This is a genomic window from Adlercreutzia sp. (assembly GCF_056795635.1).
This window is the reverse complement of sequence record NZ_JBQIIT010000009.1, coordinates 51,331-70,477: the sequence shown is the minus strand read 5'-3', so window position 1 is coordinate 70,477 and position 19,147 is coordinate 51,331. Positions and strand designations below refer to the sequence as shown.

18 protein-coding genes and 1 pseudogene are annotated in these 19,147 nt (G+C 64.0%); 1 reads left to right on the top strand and 18 read right to left on the bottom strand.

Translation table 11 applies throughout. The features are described from left to right. Positions 1-5 precede the first annotated feature (5 nt). From ACTOXK_RS07190 to ACTOXK_RS07180, 3 genes are read right to left on the bottom strand one after another with little or no spacing between them, the layout of a single operon-like run. Entirely contained in the window at positions 6-1,280 is a 1,275-nt protein-coding gene (locus ACTOXK_RS07190) for a Stp1/IreP family PP2C-type Ser/Thr phosphatase (RefSeq protein ID WP_482277316.1), read from the bottom strand. Next, complete coding sequence (locus tag ACTOXK_RS07185) at positions 1,280-1,693, bottom strand: FHA domain-containing protein (protein WP_482277317.1); 414 nt, start codon at positions 1,691-1,693, stop codon at positions 1,280-1,282. Before ACTOXK_RS07185 ends, ACTOXK_RS07190 begins: the two co-directional genes overlap by 1 nt. A 39-nt stretch (positions 1,694-1,732) precedes the next feature. Next, a complete protein-coding gene (locus ACTOXK_RS07180; protein ID WP_482277318.1) occupies positions 1,733-2,602 on the bottom strand; it encodes an FHA domain-containing protein in 870 nt (289 codons plus the stop codon). A 223-nt stretch (positions 2,603-2,825) separates the two neighbouring features. Here ACTOXK_RS07180 and ACTOXK_RS07175 point away from each other — a divergent pair, with 223 nt between their 5' ends. Further along, on the top strand, positions 2,826-3,482 hold the full coding sequence (locus ACTOXK_RS07175; RefSeq protein ID WP_482277319.1) for a 4Fe-4S cluster-binding domain-containing protein: 657 nt from the start codon (positions 2,826-2,828) through the stop codon (positions 3,480-3,482). A 73-nt stretch (positions 3,483-3,555) separates the two neighbouring features. Here the strand turns inward: ACTOXK_RS07175 and ACTOXK_RS07170 are convergent, their stop codons facing one another. The 15 genes and pseudogenes from ACTOXK_RS07170 to ACTOXK_RS07100 form a co-directional block, all read right to left on the bottom strand. Further along, complete coding sequence (locus tag ACTOXK_RS07170) at positions 3,556-4,263, bottom strand: ABC transporter ATP-binding protein (RefSeq protein ID WP_482277320.1); 708 nt, start codon at positions 4,261-4,263, stop codon at positions 3,556-3,558. Positions 4,264-4,283: 20 nt separating this feature from the next. Beyond that, on the bottom strand, positions 4,284-5,162 hold the full coding sequence (locus tag ACTOXK_RS07165; RefSeq protein WP_482279225.1) for a hypothetical protein: 879 nt from the start codon (positions 5,160-5,162) through the stop codon (positions 4,284-4,286). Continuing rightward, positions 5,152-5,943, bottom strand: coding sequence for a hypothetical protein (locus ACTOXK_RS07160; RefSeq protein ID WP_482277322.1), 792 nt, complete (start codon positions 5,941-5,943; stop codon positions 5,152-5,154). Before ACTOXK_RS07160 ends, ACTOXK_RS07165 begins: the two co-directional genes overlap by 11 nt. Continuing rightward, complete coding sequence (locus ACTOXK_RS07155; protein WP_482277323.1) at positions 5,944-7,167, bottom strand: hypothetical protein; 1,224 nt, start codon at positions 7,165-7,167, stop codon at positions 5,944-5,946. A 288-nt stretch (positions 7,168-7,455) separates the two neighbouring features. Beyond that, positions 7,456-8,781, bottom strand: a complete 1,326-nt coding sequence (locus ACTOXK_RS07150) for a sensor histidine kinase (RefSeq protein ID WP_482277324.1) — start codon at positions 8,779-8,781, stop codon at positions 7,456-7,458. Further along, positions 8,778-9,497: a response regulator transcription factor gene (locus tag ACTOXK_RS07145; RefSeq protein WP_482277325.1), complete on the bottom strand. Its 720-nt coding sequence runs from the start codon at positions 9,495-9,497 to the stop codon at positions 8,778-8,780. Before ACTOXK_RS07145 ends, ACTOXK_RS07150 begins: the two co-directional genes overlap by 4 nt. A gap of 105 nt (positions 9,498-9,602) precedes the next feature. Continuing rightward, complete coding sequence (locus ACTOXK_RS07140; RefSeq protein WP_482277326.1) at positions 9,603-10,634, bottom strand: Na/Pi cotransporter family protein; 1,032 nt, start codon at positions 10,632-10,634, stop codon at positions 9,603-9,605. Positions 10,635-10,798: 164 nt separating this feature from the next. Beyond that, on the bottom strand, positions 10,799-11,626 hold the full coding sequence (gene pstB / locus ACTOXK_RS07135; protein WP_482279888.1) for a phosphate ABC transporter ATP-binding protein PstB: 828 nt from the start codon (positions 11,624-11,626) through the stop codon (positions 10,799-10,801). A gap of 29 nt (positions 11,627-11,655) precedes the next feature. Beyond that, on the bottom strand, positions 11,656-12,609 hold the full coding sequence (gene pstA, locus ACTOXK_RS07130) for a phosphate ABC transporter permease PstA (protein ID WP_482279887.1): 954 nt from the start codon (positions 12,607-12,609) through the stop codon (positions 11,656-11,658). Positions 12,610-12,659: 50 nt separating this feature from the next. Then, the gene (pstC, locus tag ACTOXK_RS07125; protein WP_482279886.1) at positions 12,660-13,730 is read right to left on the bottom strand and encodes a phosphate ABC transporter permease subunit PstC; all 1,071 of its coding nucleotides are present in this window, start codon (positions 13,728-13,730) and stop codon (positions 12,660-12,662) included. Between the two features lie 19 nt (positions 13,731-13,749). Further along, positions 13,750-14,697: a substrate-binding domain-containing protein gene (locus ACTOXK_RS07120; protein WP_482277329.1), complete on the bottom strand. Its 948-nt coding sequence runs from the start codon at positions 14,695-14,697 to the stop codon at positions 13,750-13,752. Positions 14,698-15,355: 658 nt separating this feature from the next. Continuing rightward, a complete protein-coding gene (locus ACTOXK_RS07115) occupies positions 15,356-16,954 on the bottom strand; it encodes an alkaline phosphatase (RefSeq protein ID WP_482279885.1) in 1,599 nt (532 codons plus the stop codon). A gap of 678 nt (positions 16,955-17,632) precedes the next feature. Beyond that, the gene (locus ACTOXK_RS07110) at positions 17,633-18,109 is read right to left on the bottom strand and encodes an integrase core domain-containing protein (RefSeq protein ID WP_482277332.1); all 477 of its coding nucleotides are present in this window, start codon (positions 18,107-18,109) and stop codon (positions 17,633-17,635) included. Next, a pseudogene (locus ACTOXK_RS07105) lies at positions 18,081-18,242 on the bottom strand (helix-turn-helix domain-containing protein); the annotation flags it as partial. The gene ACTOXK_RS07110 and the pseudogene ACTOXK_RS07105, both read right to left, overlap by 29 nt. A gap of 120 nt (positions 18,243-18,362) precedes the next feature. Beyond that, positions 18,363-19,139, bottom strand: coding sequence for a ferric reductase-like transmembrane domain-containing protein (locus tag ACTOXK_RS07100; RefSeq protein ID WP_482277333.1), 777 nt, complete (start codon positions 19,137-19,139; stop codon positions 18,363-18,365). Between the last annotated feature and the right edge of the window lie 8 nt (positions 19,140-19,147).

Below are 19,147 nucleotides of genomic sequence, written 5' to 3'. Positions count from 1 at the left end.
GGCCATCACCTCGCGGTGCCCGGCTTGGAGCCCGAATCGGAGGCGCCCGAGCCTGCGCCGTCGTCGACGGAGGAGCCTGCGGGCGAGCTGTCGTTCGCACCCGCGCCGTCGCCGGCATCGGAGCCAGCAGCCGCGGCGGCGTTCGCACCCGCGGCATCGGAGCCAGCGCCCGCGCCCGCAGCGCCGTCACCGGCATCGGAAGTGCGGCCGGCGATGTCGGCCTCGTATTCGGCCACGAGGTGCTCGGCGTCGTCCACGCTGGCCACCTTGATGGTCTCCTCGCGCAGGCGATTCGCCACTCCTGGCTGCAAATCGTCCACGGCCACATCGGTCACGCGAACGAGCTTGTGAGCCGTGAACCCGAACAGCTCGCCGGGAACTCCCTGGTAAATGGCCACCTTCCCCTCTTGTTCCACCAGATAGGCGGCGTTGCTCGCCAGGTAGTTGAACCCATAGCCGCAGCCGGCCAGGATACCCACGAGCAGCAAGATGAGCATGGCGGCCGTCACCCGCGAGCGGCGGGTCATCTTGCGGCGGCGCTGCTCGGCCAGGCCGGTCACGTCCACCACGATCACGGTCACGTTGTCGTAGCCCCCCAGGCCGTTGGCCTCGTTCACCAGCTGGGCGGCGCAGCGCTGGGGATCGCTCGCGCTGACGAGGATCTTCTCGATCTCCGGGTCTTCCAGCATCGTGGACAGGCCGTCGGAGCACAGCAGCAGCCGGTCGCCCGCCTCCACGTTGATCTCGAACAGGTCGGGCTGGGTGCGCGGGTCGCTGCCCAGAGCCCGGGTGATGACCGAGCGCTGGGGATGCACCCGCGCCTCGGCCTCGGTGATCTGGCCGGCCTCGATCAGGTCGGCCACGAGGGAATGATCACGGGTGAGCTGCTGGAGCTTGCCGTGGTGCAGCAGGTAGGCCCGGGAATCACCCACCTGGGCAATGACGAGGCGCTCCTTCTCCAGGATAGCGGCGGTGCAGGTGCAGCCCATGCCGGCGCGGCCCACCCCCTCCCGGGCAGCCTTGATGATGGCGAGGTTCGCCTCTTCCACCGCTTGGCCCAGAGCGCTCGCGTCGGCGTGTTCCGGGGCGCTCTGGGCGATGACGTCCACGGCGATCTCGGAGGCCACCTCGCCGGCGGCGTGACCGCCCATGCCGTCGCACACCACGTACAGCGGCGGGGCCACCACCAGGGAATCTTCGTTGTGATCGCGCACGCAGCCCACATCGGTGCGGCTGCCGAACGGCGTCTGGACCTTCTTGCGGCCCTTGACCTTCGCCATTATTGGTTCCTCACGCGCATGTCAACGTCGCCGATGGTCACGAGGTCCTTATCCCGCAGGGCCACCGGGTCGTGGACGGGCCGACCGTTCACCGCCGTGCCGTTCTTCGAGCCCAGATCCTCCACGAAGAGGTTCTGGCCCATGAGCTGGAAGCGAGCATGGCGGCCCGACACGTAGCCGGCGCCGATGACGATGTCAGCCCCCGGCGAGCGCCCCACGATAACGGGGCCGTGCACCGCAATGGACACGCCGCGCAGCTCTTTCGGGCCGCGCTCCACCGATACGGTCCAGGTACGCTCCTTCTTACGGGAGCCCTTTACCATGCCGATGCCCGTGCGCATGATGGCGAACAGGAACAGATAGAGCAGCGCCACGAACAGCAGGCGCGCGATAAGCAGAACGAGATCGATCACCGGAAATCCTCCTTAGCTCGAATGGCCGCAGATGTGCGGCTAGATGAGCTGGAATTCGAGGTTGGTGGTGCCCACGATGATGCGGTCGGCATCGGAAAGGGCCGCGGACTTGATCTGGCGGCCATTCACGAAGGTGCCGTTGGTGGAGCCCAGGTCGGTGAGGATCCACGCGCCGGACTCGTCCTGGCGAATTTCCGCATGGACGCGGGACACGTTGATGTCGGGAATGACGATGTCGTTCTTCGACTCGCGCCCGATGGTCTCGGCATCGCCGGGAAGGGTGAAGGCGCGATCGTTGGTGATGTCGTAGATGTAGGCCTGGCGCGGCTCGTCGTCGGCCAGATACTCGTCGTAGCCGTAATCGGCCGGAGCCGCGTTGAAATCCATGGTCTGGGGCGCGGCGGGAACCGGCGCGGGGGCCGGAGCCTGGTAGCCGTAGCCGGCGGCCGGGGCCATGGGCGCGGCGGCGTGGGGCCGGCCGCCCTGGTTCAGGATGCCGTAGCGGGCGTATTCCTCTTGGCGCAGCTGCTCGACCAGGGGCGAGGCCACCATCTCGGCGATGACGTCGAACTTGCCGTGGCGCAGATCGTCGTCCACGATGAAGCGCACGAGGGGCTGGCCGTCCATGACGAGGCCCTGCTCGGCGGCCTTGGCGGACAGATAGGTCTCGGTCTCGCCGGCCAGCGTGGGGTAGTAGCCCAGAAGGCGCCGGTCGTCATCGGCATTCACGAGCACGGTGTACAACGTGGGGGCATACTGCTTGCCTGCGCCGACCATCTTCTCGCGGCGCATCTGCTTCTCGGCCTTCTTGGCAATTTGCACGGGAGACAGCGGGGCCGCGCCCATGCGGTCGGCGGCACCTTCCACGGTGTCTTCCATTTTGCCCTCGAACCTTGAGAGGAGTCCCATGTGCTTCTCCTTGTTTCTACCATGTTTAAGCTGCGACTAAATGCACATCGGTTCATTTTGCCATAAACCATTGGTCGCGGGGTCAACAAGCCCCCAACCTTACGCAATCGTCACAGGGAACGGGGGCTCGTTTTGCGTTGGTTTTGGGCTCAAATAGTTGAATTATGCTGACGGCCCCTCGCTCAAACGTCATTTTTGTCACTTGGGTGCTAGAATCTCCGCCATGAACGAGACCATGCTGCGCGTTGGGAACGCCGAAATTCCCGCTCCTACCCATATCTCCCTCTACGGCACCGTGCCCGACTCCATCGTGGACGGGCCGGGGCTGCGCTACGCCGTGTTCGTGCAGGGATGCTCCCACGGCTGCCCTGGCTGCCACAATCCCGATAGCCAGCCCGTCGAAGGCGGCACCGTCACGGCCATCAGCGACCTGCTGGCCGACATCGAGGCCAACGGGCTCGTGCGCAACGTGACCCTCTCGGGCGGAGAGCCCTTCGAGCAGCCGGCGGCCTGCGCCGTGCTGGCCCGCGAGCTGAAGCGCCGCGGCTACGGCGTGTGGAGCTATTCCGGCTACCTCTACGACGATCTGGCGAAACGGACCGCCACAGCCCGGGCCGAACGCGACCGCCGAGCCGAAGCAGGCCTTGAAGACGCCGCGCAGGTCGAAGGCCTTGAGAGGGACCTGGCCATAGGCGCGCTGCTGGACAACCTGGACGTGCTGGTGGATGGCCCCTTCGTGGAAAGCCGCAAGTCCTTGGAGCTGAAATGGTGCGGCTCTTCCAACCAGCGCCTCATCGACGTGCCCGCCACCCGCCGCACCGGGTCCGTAGTCCTCTGGCAGCCCACCACCTTCGACCTGGAGAAACCCTCCAACTGGTAAGGCGCGCCGGACGGCGACGCCACACCGGCGACGCCCCAGCACGAGCTTGGGGCCGGCGTGAGGCCACACGCTCCTAGCGCAGGCGCGTCATCCTGCCGCGATCCAGTTCATGTACGGTGTCGCAGAGCACGGCGATATCCTCGCTGCTGTGGCTGGCAAGCACGATGGTGCGGCCATCCTCCCTAAGCGCGAGAAAGAGGGCCCTCATGTCGGCCAGCCCCTGCTTGTCAAGCCCGTTCATCGGCTCGTCGAGCAGCAAGATATCCTGGCCTTCCATAAACGCCTGGGCGATGCCCAACCGCTGCCGCATTCCCAGGGAGTACTTTCCCACGGGCTTGCGGCTATCGGGGTCGAGCCCCACATCGGCCATGGCTCGGCGCAGAGCCTGCTTGTCGGCGCGGCCTTGCAAGCGGGCAAGGTAGGCGAGGTTTTTCATGCCGCTGTAGTGCGAGATGAACCCAGGCGTTTCGATGATAACACCGATGCCTGCTGGCACCTTTTGCCAGGGCCGCACATCCTGCCCCCTGATGGCGATGCGACCGCCGTCGGGTCTCGCCAGCCCACAGAGGCACTTGAGAAGCACGGTCTTCCCCGAGCCATTGCGCCCTATCAGTCCGTGAATCTGCCCTGGCCCCAAAACGGCCGACACATGATTCAGAACGCAGGTGTCGCCGTATCGTTTGACCAAGCCCTCGAAGGCAAGAGCCGGTTGCGAAACATGCGACGCGACCCTCTCCTCCACGGCTTCGCGAGACCCTTGCTCCTCAGTCTGTCCATTCATAGAATGCTCCTCCCCCGCCATTAATCCAGCGATCGGGGTTGTATCTCCATAACCTTCATCGCCGACAAAGCGAGCAGCCCGAAAAGACACGCCAGGACAAGGTCGACCCCCAGTGCTTCGAGCGGTGTCGGGAAATAGGGCGATGCGCCAGAGAAGTCGAACACGGTCAGCCGCCCGTGGGAAACCGGAGAAAAGCGCAGAGCGGCATAGGGCAAGGTATTGATAGCCAACAAGTCGAACAGGGCCACAAAAGCAGCGACACCCACCCCGAAATGAGTGCCCGTAAGGGAATTTACCGCCAGAATGATGAGGCCGAGCACCATCCCTCCCAGCACTTCAAAACCAAGCACCAGCGCCAAAGCGCTCAAAGGCTCCATGGAGCCCACGAGGCCAATGGCGAAAGCCAGCGGCAATCCCACCGTCTCAGCGGCATCGGTCTCAGCCAAAGTAGTAAGCGTCACGCCCCATCCCTCGACGGCGAACGTCATCCACGGCAGCGTGAAAAGCCACGACATCCCGAGCAGCACCAGATAGTAGAGGATCACGATCAGGGCGATGGCGGCAATACGGGCCGCCGCCCAACAGGTTCGACTTGTGCGCACCGCCACCGAGGCCTCTCCCTCGGCCACAAAAGGAGCATCGGCCAGAAGAAAAATGAGGCCCGTCACGAAGAACAGCTGGCAAATGGGGTCGGCCGCCATAAACACCAACGACCACGGCCCCACCCGATAGCCCAACTCGACGGCAAAAGAGGCCACGGGGCCCAGCACGTCCCAAAAAACCACCGCCTCAACGAGAAAGACCAGCGCTGCGCGCTTCGACAGCAGCACGCGGGCCGCAACAGCCATGGCGAGCGAAAGGAAGGGGCGTATCCCGGAGAGAAGGCGTTCACAACGCATGGTCGATCACCACCCCGAGACGATGCAACCCCACAAGGGCCATAAGAGCCACGAGCGAGCCGTACACGCCCGCAATAACCGCGAGGGTTTGGAGGCCCTCTCCAAAATAGCTCCCATAGGCCAAGGTCATCAAGTTCAGATTCATAGGCCACAGCCCGATATTGACCAGCTTCACGAAGACGATGCCTCCGATAAAGGGCGCCGCGTAAGCGGCGTAAGCATACAGCGCGAACATAGAGATCACGAGACCAAAGACCGCAAGAAAGGCCCCGTAGATGAACTGGGCCGCGCAAAACAGCAGACCGTACAAGAGGAGGCGTCCCTCAACGATCAGCTCGACAAAAGGCTCGTGGCCCACTAGGGCGGCCCATTCGCCCGTATCGAGGGATGCCGCCTCACCACGAAATGCGACACAGACGCAGAAGAAAACCGCGCAGGCCAATACGACTGCGGCTCCTCCCGATACAGCGCAGGCGAGCACCTTCGCAAGCAGGTAGCGCCAGCGGCTTTCCCGTGTCAGTTGGAGCCTCAGCATTCCGGTACGGTAGTCTTCGCAGAATGAACCTGCAAAGGGAATAGCCGCTCCCACGCCCACGAACAGAAATGAATTGTTGAAGCAGTAGGAGTAACGAAAGACGCTGAGCGCATCGGTCTGCGAGATAGCAGAGGCCGCCAGATCCACGGAGGCCCCGTAGAGAAGGCCGAGCACGATCACGGCCGTCCCCACGAAAAACAACGGGGAGAGAAGGGCGCGGCGCAGCTCGGCCCGTAGCGCACGCATTCAAATCACCTCACCCGTCAGGGCGCTCACTCGAATGGCGTGATCAGGATCGTCCCCGTTGCGGAATATCCACGCCGGCACCAATATGATCCCCGTTTCGTTTTCCCCGTCCACCAGCGGGCAATACTCCAGGGCAATGCGATCCACATTCGACAACGTAGCCGCAGCCACCGCCCCATAGCGTTGCTGTAGCGCATTGATGGCGGCATCCAAGGGCAGCAACGCCTCGTATTCGTCGTGATACACCGTGCCGGCCCCATAGCCGCCCATGAGGTTGACGGAACGAATTCCCTGCCGTCCCACATAGGCTCGCAGGCAGCACGGGCCCAACGTGTCCACGTCAGCGCTCATGTTGTAGCGGGTACCGGGCGACGAGGCTGCAAGGGGCATGCCGTTCGCTTCGAGTTGAAGGTGCACCACGTACATCTCGTCAGCCTCGTCGTATACGGCCTTACTGAGAGCCTCGAAATCCTTGCGCTCCTGCGCGAATTCCCCGCCCTCTTCAAACTGAGGCCCTTCAACGCCGTCCGCAAAAAGCTCCACGTATCGATCCCTCAGGGCATGCAGGACACCCACCGACAGCGGATAGGCCTTGATGGAAGCCACGTCATCGATGCCGGCTGCCTTGAGAAGCGCGATCACCTGACCCTTGGCCTCGTCGGCAGAAAAGCCCGCTAACTCCCCCTCAGCGAGAATGACCGACGAGTCAACGTAGGGCATTTCTGAGCTTACCGTCTCGTAAAGCCCCTTGAGAAAAGTCTCGTTTGGCTCGAAATAGACGAGAAAATCCACCCCAGCACTGAGACCTCCCCATAGGCTGTCGGCGACGACAAGGGGCGCTGTCTCCATGCTGCGCCATCGGGAATCGGGACTAGCCTGGGTGACGAGATCGAGTCCTTCGAGCTGAGGGAGCATTGCGGCCACGCTCTCCGCATAAAGGTCGAACCTCATCGGTTCGGCATTCAATATGGCCGTGGACGCCCGCTCGGGCATAACCACCTCAGCATCGATGGAGATAGCCGTACCTATACTTTCCTCTACATGGGACGGCGTGGTAGCGCGCATGGCCTCATAGCTGGAATTGTCGATGCCGTAGTCCACGGGGGAGAGCGCGTCAACGGTGCCGTCGATGCGTTCGGGCAAGCATCCCGGCAGCACCAAGAGCGCTGGGCAGAACAGGACAACAAGCACGAGAGCCCACAACGACAGGCGCTTTCCACTCATGGCATTCCTCCTTCAGTCGCGGGCTCTCGTTCTACTGTTTCACATCCTAAGGATTCCACTGTCCCCCAACACGGGTGCCGGTATTGCCCGCAGACTGGGCAACCTGGCCCCACAGCTTATAGTTCATGCGAGTGCTCCCGAAACCACTCCAGTACGGAAGCGTCTTCTTGACGCAAGTGTAACCGCTCGGAGGACGTTCCTCAAGTTCTTCCAGCCTGAAGAGGGTTTCTCCTCAGAGCGTCACCCTCATTGCAAGCAGCGCCTGGAAAGGAAATGCTCGGGGATTCCCTACGCAATACCGGGGAACCGCAGGGTGAACTGGGCGCCTTCGCCTTCGGTGCCGCCGACTTCGATGGTGCCGTGGTGGCGCTGGGCGCCGTGCTTCACGATGGCGAGGCCCAGCCCCGTGCCGCCCGTTTCCTTAGAACGGCTCTTGTCCAAGCGGTAGAAGCGCTCGAAGATCTTCTCGCGCTCGGCCTCGGGAATACCGGGACCGTCGTCGCGCACCCGCACCGTCACGGTGGGCGCGGCAGCCCCGTCGGAGGTTGTTGTCGCAACCCCATCGGGGCCCGCGGCCACGCCATCGCGATCCGAGACGAACCCCCAGGCAGCTGGGGCCGCCGCCGGGCCAGCTTCCCCACCCGCAGGCTCCATCGCCACTTCTACCCACACATGGCCGCCGGGTTCGTTGTAGCGGATGGCGTTCTCGATGAGGTTGTAGAGCATCTGCTCCATCAGCTCCTCGCGGCCGAGCACCACGGCCGACTCCCCTTGCACCGTCACGGTCACCGCGCGCTCCTCGGCCACCTTCGCCAGGCGGCCGGCGGCCCGCTCGGCCACGGCCCGCACATCCACCGGTATGGCGGAGGCCTCGTCGGGGGGCACCTCGTCGAGGCGCGACAGGATGAGCACGTCGTTGATAAGAGCCCGCATGGCCAGAGATTCCTGATGGATGAGCCCCGCGAATCGCGGCACGTCCTCGGGCGGCACCAGGCCGTTCTCCATGAGCTCAGCATAGCCGGAAATAACATGGAGCGGCGTCTTCATCTCGTGAGACACATTGGCCGAGAAATCGCGGCGCAGGCTCTCGGCCCGGGCCAGCTCCTCGTTTTGGGCCCGCAGGGTGCGGCGCTGGGAATCGATGCGCTCGATGAGCGGCTCCATCTCCGCATAGACGGGTGTCTTCCACGGCTCGGCCGGATCCAGATTATCGAGCGGCCGCATAATGCTGGCCGTCAGCAGACGCGATATGGCGAAGGCGAGCACCGTGCCCACAATAAGAGTGGCCAGCACGCACACCGCAAGATCGCTCGCGAAGAACTCGGCCATGACGGCGCCGGCGTTGGGCAGCTGCATCATGGTGGCGTAGAAGATGCCCGCTAACATGAGAGTGAGCATGACGATGCCCGTGAGCGTGAAGGCCAGCACGCCCCGGAAGATGCGGCCGCCCAAGCTGGGGGCGCCCCCACGACGCGCGGCACCCGGGCGGAAGCGGGCCGTGGCCCCCACGTCACCCCCGGCTCGCGTCGCGGGATCCGCGCCAACCGAGGAGCGGGCTGCCTCCGGCTCGCCGCGGCCGCCACTCTCGGACCGCACCCCGGGCTCAGCGCTCATCGCGGCACCTCGCGCAGGCAGTAGCCCACGCCGCGCACGGTGCTCACGGCCTCTTCGGCCCCGGGCCGGGCCGCCGCCAGCTTCTTGCGCAGCGTCTTGATGTGCATATCCACCGTGCGCGTCTCGCCGACGAAGCTTACGCCCCACACCCGTTCGAGCAGCTGCTCACGGGTGAGCACGCGGCCCTTGTTCTCCAAAAGAACGCGCAGCAGGTCGAACTCCTTACGCGTCAAGGGCACTTCGACGCCATCGGCGCTCACGGAGCGGGCGTCGGGCGACAGGGCGATGGGCCCGGCAGTCAGTCGGTCGCTCGGCGCGGCGAGGCCTGAGGCAGGACGGGCGGCCCGGCGCAGCAGGGCGTTCACCCGCGAGACCAACTCCATCATGCCGAAGGGCTTCGCCAGGTAATCATCGGCCCCGGCATCGAGGCCGCACACCTTGTCGTACTCGGCGCCCTTGGCCGTGAGCATCATGACCGGCAGGCCCTCGGTGGCCTCGTCGGCCCGCAACCGGCGCAGCAGTTCCAAGCCGTCGACGCCCGGCAGCATGATGTCCAGCAGCACCGCCGCCGGTCGCTCGCGCCGGCAGGCTGCCGCAAGGTCACGGCCATCGGGGAACGCTTCCACGGCGAACCCGGCCTGGCGCAGGGCGTAGGCGGTCAGATCGCGAATGTGCTCGTCGTCCTCGACGTAGTATATGAGCGGTTTCTCTTCCATGGGGCTATGGTAACCGATCTGCCGGTGCGGGCACGGCCCCGAAGCCGCTTCCCCGCAAGGAGCACAGGGATGGCTACGGGGCCGTTACCGACCTGTCATGCAGACTCAAGCGGCGGCCGCATCGGGGGCGAAGGGGCCCTCGGCCACGGGATTGCGAGGACGGCGGGGGCGGTCGGGCAGCACCGCCATGACGATGCGCACCATCAGAGACACCAGCGGTAGCCACAGCAGCGTCATGGTCACATTGAACAGGGTGTGGGCATTGGCGATCTGGCGGGCGATGACCTCGATCTCGGGACCCGGGGTGAGAGCGGCCACCACGGTGGCGGCGGGGCCGATGAGCCACACGAACAGCAGGCACCCAGAGAGGTTGAAGATGCAGTGGGACAGGGCCACGCGCTTGGCGTCGCGGCTCTGGCCGACAGCGGCCAGAAGAGCCGTGATGGTAGTGCCCAGGTTGTCGCCGAGCAAAATGGGAAGGGCCCCTTCCAAGCCGATGACGCTGGCACCGTCGGGGCCGGCCTGGGCGGCGAAGTTCTGCAGCACGGCGATGGTGGCGCTGGAGCTCTGCACCACCAGGGTCATGACGGTGCCCACGGCCACTCCCAGAATCGGCACGCCGGTGACCTGGGCAATCACGTCAGTGAACACGGGGTTCTCAGCCAGGGGCTTCATGACGGCACCCATGGTGTCGATGCCGAGGAACAAAAGGCCGAAGCCGAAAATGGCCGTACCGGTAAGCTTCACCTTCGACTGCTTCGCCACCGACATGATGATGAAGCCCACGAGCACAATGCCGAGCACGTAATCGGACAGCTTGAAGGCGATGATCTGGGCCGTGATGGTGGTGCCGATGTTGGCGCCCATGATAATGGGGATGGCCTGGCGCAGGTTCATGAGGCCGGCAGCCACGAAGCCAATGGTCATAACGGTAGTGGCCGACGAGCTCTGCAACACCGCCGTGGCCACAGCGCCGGCGAGCACCGCCACCAGCGGGTTCTTCGTCACGACTGCCAGAATAGATCGCATGCGCTCGCCAGCGGCCTCTTGCAGGCTGCCGCTCATGAGGTTCATGCCGTACAGAAACAGGGCCAAGCCACCGAACAGTCCCAACCCGATTTGAAGCAGTTCTTCCACCTCTGCGTCTCCTTCTTACGGCGGCCCGCCCCTTGCGAACCGCATTTGTCGGCAGGTCGCGCCCCGGCGGCCCGTGCTCGTCTCAGCAGGGAAGGAGTATGAACCCCCATTGAGCGGCCGCCGTAAGAGCCACGTAAAATGAAGGTAAAATCGCGGGCTGCCGATTACCCAAAACGACCGGCGACGTAGTCGGCGGTGCGGGGGTCGGTGGGGGTCGAGAAGATGGTGTCGGTGTCGCTGGCTTCCACCACTTCGCCCAGCAGGAAGAATGCCGTTTTGTCGGAGATGCGCAGGGCCTGCAGCATATTATGGGTCACCATGATCACCGTATAACGCTCCTTCAGCTGGCCGATGAGCTCCTCGATTTTCGCCGTGGAGATGGGATCGAGAGCGCTCGTGGACTCATCGAGCAGCAGCACCTCGGGCTGCACGGCCAGCGCACGGGCGATGCACAGGCGCTGCTGCTGGCCGCCCGACAGCCCAAGCGCGTTCTTCTTCAGGCGATCTTTCAGCTCGTCCCAGATAGCTGCCGCACGCAGCGACTCCTCCACAATGATGTCCAAGTCGGCCTTGGCGCGCACCCCGTGGCTGCGGGGGCCGAAGGCAACGTTGTCGTAGATGCTCATGGGAAAGGGGTTGGGCTGCTGGAACACCATGCCCACGCGGCGGCGCAGGTCGGTGGGATCGAGGGAACGGTAAGCATCGGTGCCGTCCAGGGTGACCGAGCCTTCCACACGGCACCCTTCAACCAGATCGTTCATGCGGTTCAGGGTTTTCAGAAGCGTAGATTTTCCGCAGCCGGACGGTCCGATGAGCGCGGTCACCTGGTTTTCCGGGAAGGCGAGATTGATATCGCGCAGACCCTGGAAGTCGCCGTAGAACAGGTTGAGGTGCTCGACGGCCATCTTTGCGGGGGCGGAAGCGCGCGCGGGCCCGGAGGCGGCACACACAACGTCGGCCGAAGAGTCACCAACCGGCTCCGAAGCGCTCATCTCGTTCGCGCGTTCTTTCAAAAAGCTCGTCATTTCTTGCTCACTTCCATCTTTGTCGCCACCAACCTCATGGCGGCGTTCAGTAAAAGAACCAGGGTCAGCAGCACCACGGCCGTGGCGTAGGCCTCGTTCACATGCAGACCCTCGCAGGCCAGGGTGTACATGTGCACGGCCAAGGTGCGACAAGAGTCGAACAGGGCGAAGATGCCCTGGCCGCCGAAGTCGGGAATTTGGGCCACCGTGCCGGCGGTGAACAGCAGGGCCGCCACCTCGCCCACGCAGCGGCCGAGAGCCAAGATGACGCCGCCCAGAATGCCGGGCACCGCCGAAGGCAGCACACAGCGGGCCACGGTGCGCAGCCGTCCGGCGCCGAGGCCGAAGCCGCCCTCGCGATAGGAATCGGGCACGGCCAAGAGCGCCTCCTCGGTAGTGCGCATGATGACTGGCAGCACCATGATGGCCAGCGTGCAGGCACCGGACAGAAGCGAGAGGCCCCAGCCGCAGGCCGTCACGAAGAACAGCATGCCGAACAGACCGTAGATGATGGAGGGAATGCCCTGCAGCGTTTCGGCGGTCACGCGCACCAGACGCACGAACCGGCTGCCGCGGCGGGCGTATTCCACCAGATAGACGGCCGCACCAACGCCCACGGGCACCGCGAGCGCCAAAGCCGACAGCGCCATGACGACCGTGGAGGCCAGCGCTGGCAGAAGCGACACGTTCTCGGAGGTGTACTCCCACTGGAACAGGTCGGGGGTGAGCGCGGGCACGCCGCGCACCAGGATGTAGCCCACCACGAACAGCAGCACGGCCGCGGTTACCGCTGCGGCGGCATAGGTGAGCCAGCGCAGCAGAGCCGACATCGCGCGACGGCGGCGCACTGCGTGCGCGGCGCGGGCCTTAAGGGCGTCCTCCTCGGCGAAATAGACGGGCGCGAGATCGACGGCGCCCAGGGCGCCCAGCACCGGCGAACAGGCAACCACCGGTGGCCTCGGACGGCGAAAACGCAGGAAACGCAGGTTGAAAGCGATGCTCATCGCGCCTCGCCTCTCTTCCGAATGACGCTGAGCAGCAGCGTGGTTAGCAGGACGAATACGAACAGGACGACCCCCGTGGCGATGAGGGCCTCGCGGTGCAAATCGGCGGCATAGCCCATTTCCAGCACGATGTTGGCTGTCATGGTGCGCACACCGGAAAGCAGCGAGTCGGGAATAATCGGCATGTTCCCGGCCACCATGACCACAGCCATGGTTTCACCAATGGCACGGCCCAGCCCCAGCACAATGGCGGCCATGATGCCAGAGACAGCCGCCGGAGCCACCACCTTGAACACGGCGTGCTCGTGGTCGACGCCAAGAGCCAGGGCCCCCTCGTAGTAGCGGGCGGGCACGGCATCCAGGGCGCTTTGAGCCACCGTAATGATGGTGGGCAGGATCATGATGCCCAAAATGAGGCTGGCCGCCAGCACCGAAAGCCCCGTGCCCGGCCCGAGCAGACGCACGAAAGGCACAATGATGACCAGGCCGAAGAAGCCGTAGACCACCGACGGAATACCAGCGAGCAGCTCCACGCCGCTGCGCAGGAAGGAGCCCACGCGGCCGCGAGCGAACCGCGAGAGATACACCGCCGTGAGAAGGCCCGCAGGAACGCCCACGATCATGGCGCCAGCCGTCACGTACAGGCTGCCCACAATCATGGGGAAGATGCCGTACAGGTCGTTGGCCGGGCGCCACGTGGTGCCGAAGAGGAACTCGGGCAGCCCGATCTTGGCCATAGCGGGCACGCCGTTGGCCAGAAGGAACAGGCAGATCAGCGCCACGGCGGCAATGGAGAGGGCCGCAGCCATGGCGAACAGAGCGCGAGCGGCCCCCTCGCGGAGAGCATGCGGACGCTTTGGCGCACGAGCGGCTGCGGGAGCATCCGGGCCTGAGTCGCCAGAGCCCGCGCCGCTAGGGGCCATGCCACCAGGGGCCGCACCGGGCGCCACGCCACCCAGAGCTGCGCCGCCGGAGCGCGCAGCAGGGGCCATGCCGAGGGCCGGGCCACCGGGGCCGTCATCCGCAGAGGCAGTTACCGCCGGCGCATTCAACAGAGAGAACAACATGGTCGGGCTCGCTTAGGCGCTAGGCGACGTCGGCCCAGCTGGTAGCCGCACCGGTGTAGATGTCGCACACCTGCTGAGATGTGAGATCGCTCACCGAGGACGAAGGCGCCACGATGACCGCGATGCCGTCCAGAGCGATGGCCGTGGCCGTGGCGCCGACACCCGTCTCGGAATCCTTCAGCTCACGGGAGGCCATGCCAATGTCGCAGGTGCCATCGAGCGCCATGTTCACGCCCGTGGTGGAATCGGATTGCTGCACCTCCACCGTCACCTGGGGATTGGCGGCCTGGAAAGCCTCAGCCAGCTTCTCCATGACGGGCGTGACCGAAGAGGATCCGGCCACGACCACCTTGCCCGCAGCGCCGTTGGAAGCGAAGGGAGCTGCCGCATCATCGATGGCGATATAGTTGTTGTCGCTCACCACGGCCTGGCCCTCGGCGCTCATGATGAACGCGAGGAAGTCGGCGGCCGGGGCCGCGAGCTCACCCTTGGTCACGATGTTGAAAGGGCGCGCGATAGCATAGGAGCCGTCTTTCACCGCGGCGGCCGTGGGCGCGACGCCGTCGATAGACACCGCCTTCACCGTGTCATCGAGCGAGCCGAGGGAGATATAGCCGATAGCGTTGGGGTCGCCGGCAACCGACGTCATCATAACCGCCGTGGAGTTGGTGATGGCGGCCGTAGGCGTGGTCATGTCCACCTTGTCGCCGTTGGCGTCCTTCTGCTCGATGCCGAGCAGCTCCACGAAGGCGCCACGGGTGCCGGAGCCGTCTTCGCGAGAATACACCGAGATGGGAGCGCTGGCCGCGCCGCCTGCGTCACCCGCTGCAGCCGCATCGCCGGCCGAGCCGGCCGCGCAACCCGCAAGCGCCAGTGCCAGCGCACCGCATAGGGCCGCCGCTCCAACGAACGCCACCAGGCGCCGCAACCGCTGCGACAAACAAGAAGTGCCAGAGGATACTTTCATGCCATTGTTCCTTTCACGTGCGCGGGGCAGTATCCCAGAACCGCCGCCCCGCAAGGCCATTCAACTTTCGAAAGCGGCCCGCAAGGGAAGGGTCGCCTCCGTGCATCCATGATGGGCCCCGCTTCGTAAAAGAACCGAGCAACACCCGTAAAGAGTCCCCGTCAGTTTTGAAAAGCTTCGGTAAAACCCCAGCGCCAAACGCCTGAAGCGCTTACTTGACTGTCATTTGGCTCGCGCGTCAATGGCAACTCCGAGCAGCTGCCCGGGCGTATTTCCAGGCGCCGCGCTTTCGCCGAGTAGATGCCAGTTGAGGGCCGAAATGGTCGGCGGCCGACGAATGCCTCTGCCATTACGAGCCTGAAGTGGCAGAAAAATGCCAGTTGAGGGCAGATATGGCAGACCACCCCCGTTCGGCCTTACCATTTCGGGGTCGAAGTGGCATTTCCGTGCCCTTCAGGCACCTTTGACATCTCTTCGGCCGCTCCGGCGTTTTTCAGATGCCGGAAAGTTACTTAATGGTGCGACTCGCCGCAAGAAGGCCGGAGCGCTTGGGAGGGGACGCGCTCCGACCAGACAGAGAGGAGAAAACAGATGAAGGGTGACACGAAGAGGAGGAGAGAAATCTCGACAAGCAAGACGGCGAGGGCGACAAAACAATCTAGGCGACGCCAGTCAGCGCGGCTAACTTCGCGTAGACTTCGGTGTTGTCGTAGAAGCCGTCGAAAACTTCGGCGCCAGCGCCCATGGCGAACACGGGCACGGTAAGTCCCGAATGGGCGTAGGTGGAGAAATCGACACCCGACTTACGGTTGAGCAGATGAGTGAGAGTCACCGTGAAGGGCTCGTAGGTGCCGTAGTGGACGTACTCTTCCTGGGTCATGTCCTCCTGGTCGCCGGCGCCGACGGCCACAGTTCGCTCGTAGGCCTCGCGCAGCTGCTCGTCCTCGTAGGCAGTGAGCATCAGGCTGCCCGGCTCGGCCTCGGCCGCTTGCGCGTCGGCGGCGGCGCCCGATGACAGCGCCGAGGCCGGCCTTTCCAGCCCGAACAGTTGGGCCACATCTTCCATCGCCTGCTCGTAGGTTGCTCCGGCATCAATATAGCCGGCCACGTAATCGCTGTCGAATTTGGCATAGGAGATCTTCTGCCGCGCGATGTTGGCCAGGAAAGTGTCGTAGTTGGTTTCTGCATAGCCGATGGTCAAGCCACCCGTCTCGTGGTCGCCCGTCACAACGATCAGAGTCTCGTCGGGATGGTCCTTGCAGAACGCCACTGCCTCAGCCACGCAGTCTTCCAAGGCCATCACGTCGTGGATGGCGGCGGCGCAGTCATTCGCATGGCACGCCCAGTCGATCTTGCCGCCCTCGCACATCATGAAGAAGCCAGCGTCGCCGTCACCCAGCACCTCGATACCCTTGGCCACGTAATCGCGCAGCGACCACTCGTCGGCCGACGCATCCATCGCGTAGGAAAGCGCGTCCTCGTCGGCCAGTTTCTCCGCCACAAGCAGCGCCTTGCTACCAGCCGTGACATGGGCGGCCTCGTCGTAGGTGCGCGCCACCACGTAGCCGGCATCACGCGCCGCCTCGTACAGATCGATGCGGTTATCACTGGCGCCCGTAGGGTTGAGCAGGCCGCCGCCGGCAAAGTAGTCGAACCCGCTCGCAATAAGCTCCTGACCGATCTCGTAATAGTTCTTGCGCGACTGCTGATGAGCGTAGAAGGCCGCCGGCGTCGCATGGTTCAGATTCACGCTGGTGAGCACGCCCACCTTGTAGCCGAGCTGGCGCTTCAGTTTCTCGGCGATGGTCTCGAAGTGCTCGGAGGCGTCCGGCGACACGTTGATGACCCCGCTGGCCGTCTTGCGCCCAGAGGCAATGGAGGTGGCCGTGGAGGCGGAATCGGGGCAGAACGAGGTGCTGTCGTAGGTGTACTGGGAGCCGATGGCCGGGAAGTCCATGAAGCTCACGCGCTCGATGGTCGGTTCTTCCCCGCCCTGCTGGGTGCCGTTGAAGTAGGCTGTTGCCTGAATTTGGGGGTAGCTCATGCCGTCGCCGATGAAGAGGAACACGTACTTCGGCGTTGCGGCCGCAGAGCCCCCTTGCGCCCCGCCTTCGCCGGTGGCAGCTACGGCCACCGAACTTGGCTCGTCCGAGGAGCAGCCGAGCAGCGCGCCCATGGACACCGTTCCCGCCAGGCCCACGGCCCCGCGCAGGAAGTTGCGGCGGGATACAAGATCCGGAATCGCATCATCTATCATGAGAAGTCCTTTCTCGGGTTTCATCGTTCAGCGAACAACTCAACGATAGATCGGCACAGTAAAGCTTCGGTAAGCCGTGAGGAAAACCTTTGAGTGCTTTTCGTAAGTTCTCGCGAGGCCCGGCTCCGGCCTCATCAAGCAGTATTTTTGCTGCAGGAAGGCCGGAAAACTTGGAGGGGAAAGGCGTACGTAGACATGAGCATCACTTCTCTGAAAGGACAGCGAGCAACGCGATGGGGACTTCGGGTGGCGCTCGGCCTTGAGCAGCTTTATGCCCATGACCTACGGCGTAGATGCCCTGCGAGCCATTATGCTGCGTGGCGCGAACCTCGCCGCCGTAGGGTTCGATCTCGCCATACTGTGCCCTATTCTTCACCCTGGCCGCCGCCAGTTTCCGCAAGAAGCGCGCGTGAGCACCTTTTGCCTGCAAGATTCTCGATATTTCGAATGTGTCCAGCATTTCGAAGGGGCCCGCTTTTCGAATATCGCTCAAAATGCCAGTTAAGGGTCGAAATGGTCGCCGCACGCAGAGACCCTCTGCCATTACGGGCCTGAAGTGGCAGAAAAATGCCAGTTGGAGGCAGGTATAGCAGAAGGGAGAATCCGCCGCTTGCCAAAGCAGGGTCGAACTGGCATTTTCTGAGGAAAAGCAAGAAGAGGGCCGTCGCTGGGACGGCCCTAGGTGTTGTGTGCCAATAGGTTGTTTACGCCGACGATGCGCGACATGGGCGGAAGGCCCCCGCAGGCGCTGTGCGGCCGATCCCAATTATAGCGCTCGATGAAGGCGGGGAGGGCGGCGGCCCTCTCCGCCTCGCTCCCCCACGCCCTGGCGTACTGCCACTCCTGGGCGATCGTGCGGTTCATGCGCTCGGCCTTGCCGTTCTGCCAGGGGCTGAAGGGCCTCGTATAGACGTGGCGGATCCCCCGCCCCTCCGGCAGCGCGTTGAACTCGGCGCTCCTGTAGCCCGGCCCGTTGTCGGTCATCACGCGCTCGACCTCCACGCCCATCTCCCCGAAGAATCCCAGGCAGCGGGCCACGAACGCCGCGCACGTGCCCTTCCTCTCGTCGGGCAGCAGCTCGGCGTAGGCGGCCCGGCTGAAGTCGTCGACGGCGACGTGCAGGCAGGCCGTCCCCGCCCCGGGCCGCGCGGGCAAGCCACTTCGAGGCCGTCTGGCGGCTGACGCCCATCTGGCGGGCGGCGTCGGCCACGCCGACGCCGGATTCTATGCGGGAAACGAGGGTTTCCCGCCCCCTCGGGGTCAGCTTTGCGTTAGGATGCTGTCTCATGGGAGGCCCCCTCTGCTATGAATCTCGACAACTCACAGCTTGACGGAGGCCTCCCTATTTGTCACTACCCGGATGTAAACAACGTCTTGGCACTAAACACTTAGCGAAACTCCAGTTTCGCTATTTTTCGCTATTGGGGATCCTCCCGAACACTCCGAAGGGCGAATTGGGAGAGGACGGCGCGGGAGCCTCGTCGATCAGAGAGTCGCCTTTATCCCGCTGCCGTTCGACGGTCTTTCGTCGATCTAAAACGGCCTTAGCAACACGCAGCGCCGCGTACCCCCCGAAGAGCACGGTATACACAACGAACCCCTCGGCTGACGTGCCGTCCACACCGCTCAGAGCCGAGGGGGCGAGGAGGAGGGCGAGATGTGCATACACCAAGCCGTAGAAGAGGTAGGCCCACTTCTGCAGCACCACCCACACGCCCGCGCTCATTGCCTTCTTGATGGCCTGAACGGACGTAATTGCCAAGGGAACCATCAGCCAAAACGCCACAACCCCGGCCCCAAGGCCTATCTGAAGCACCGGAGAGAGCATCCCCATCGACGTCGCAAAGGAAAAGGCGTACTTAACGACGTGGCCGAGGATGAGAATTGACGCAACAATGGACAACGGCGCGCGCACGGGCAGCAGACGATGGCGAACAAAATCGACGTCCCGAAAAACACCTATGTACATGACCACGATAAACAAAGCTGTGGCCAGCGTCCCCTTCTGAGTCAGGAAAAAGAGCAGCAGCTTGAAATCAACGGGATAGCTCACAACGCCCGATATGGCATAAAGCGCGGAAAGCGCCAGGGCCGCCCCGTAGAACAGCACCGGCGCCTTTCGGATAAGATCCTTGAACGCCAAGGTGAACGCAAGGGCGCAAAGCATCACGGCCACAAAACTCATGGTGAATC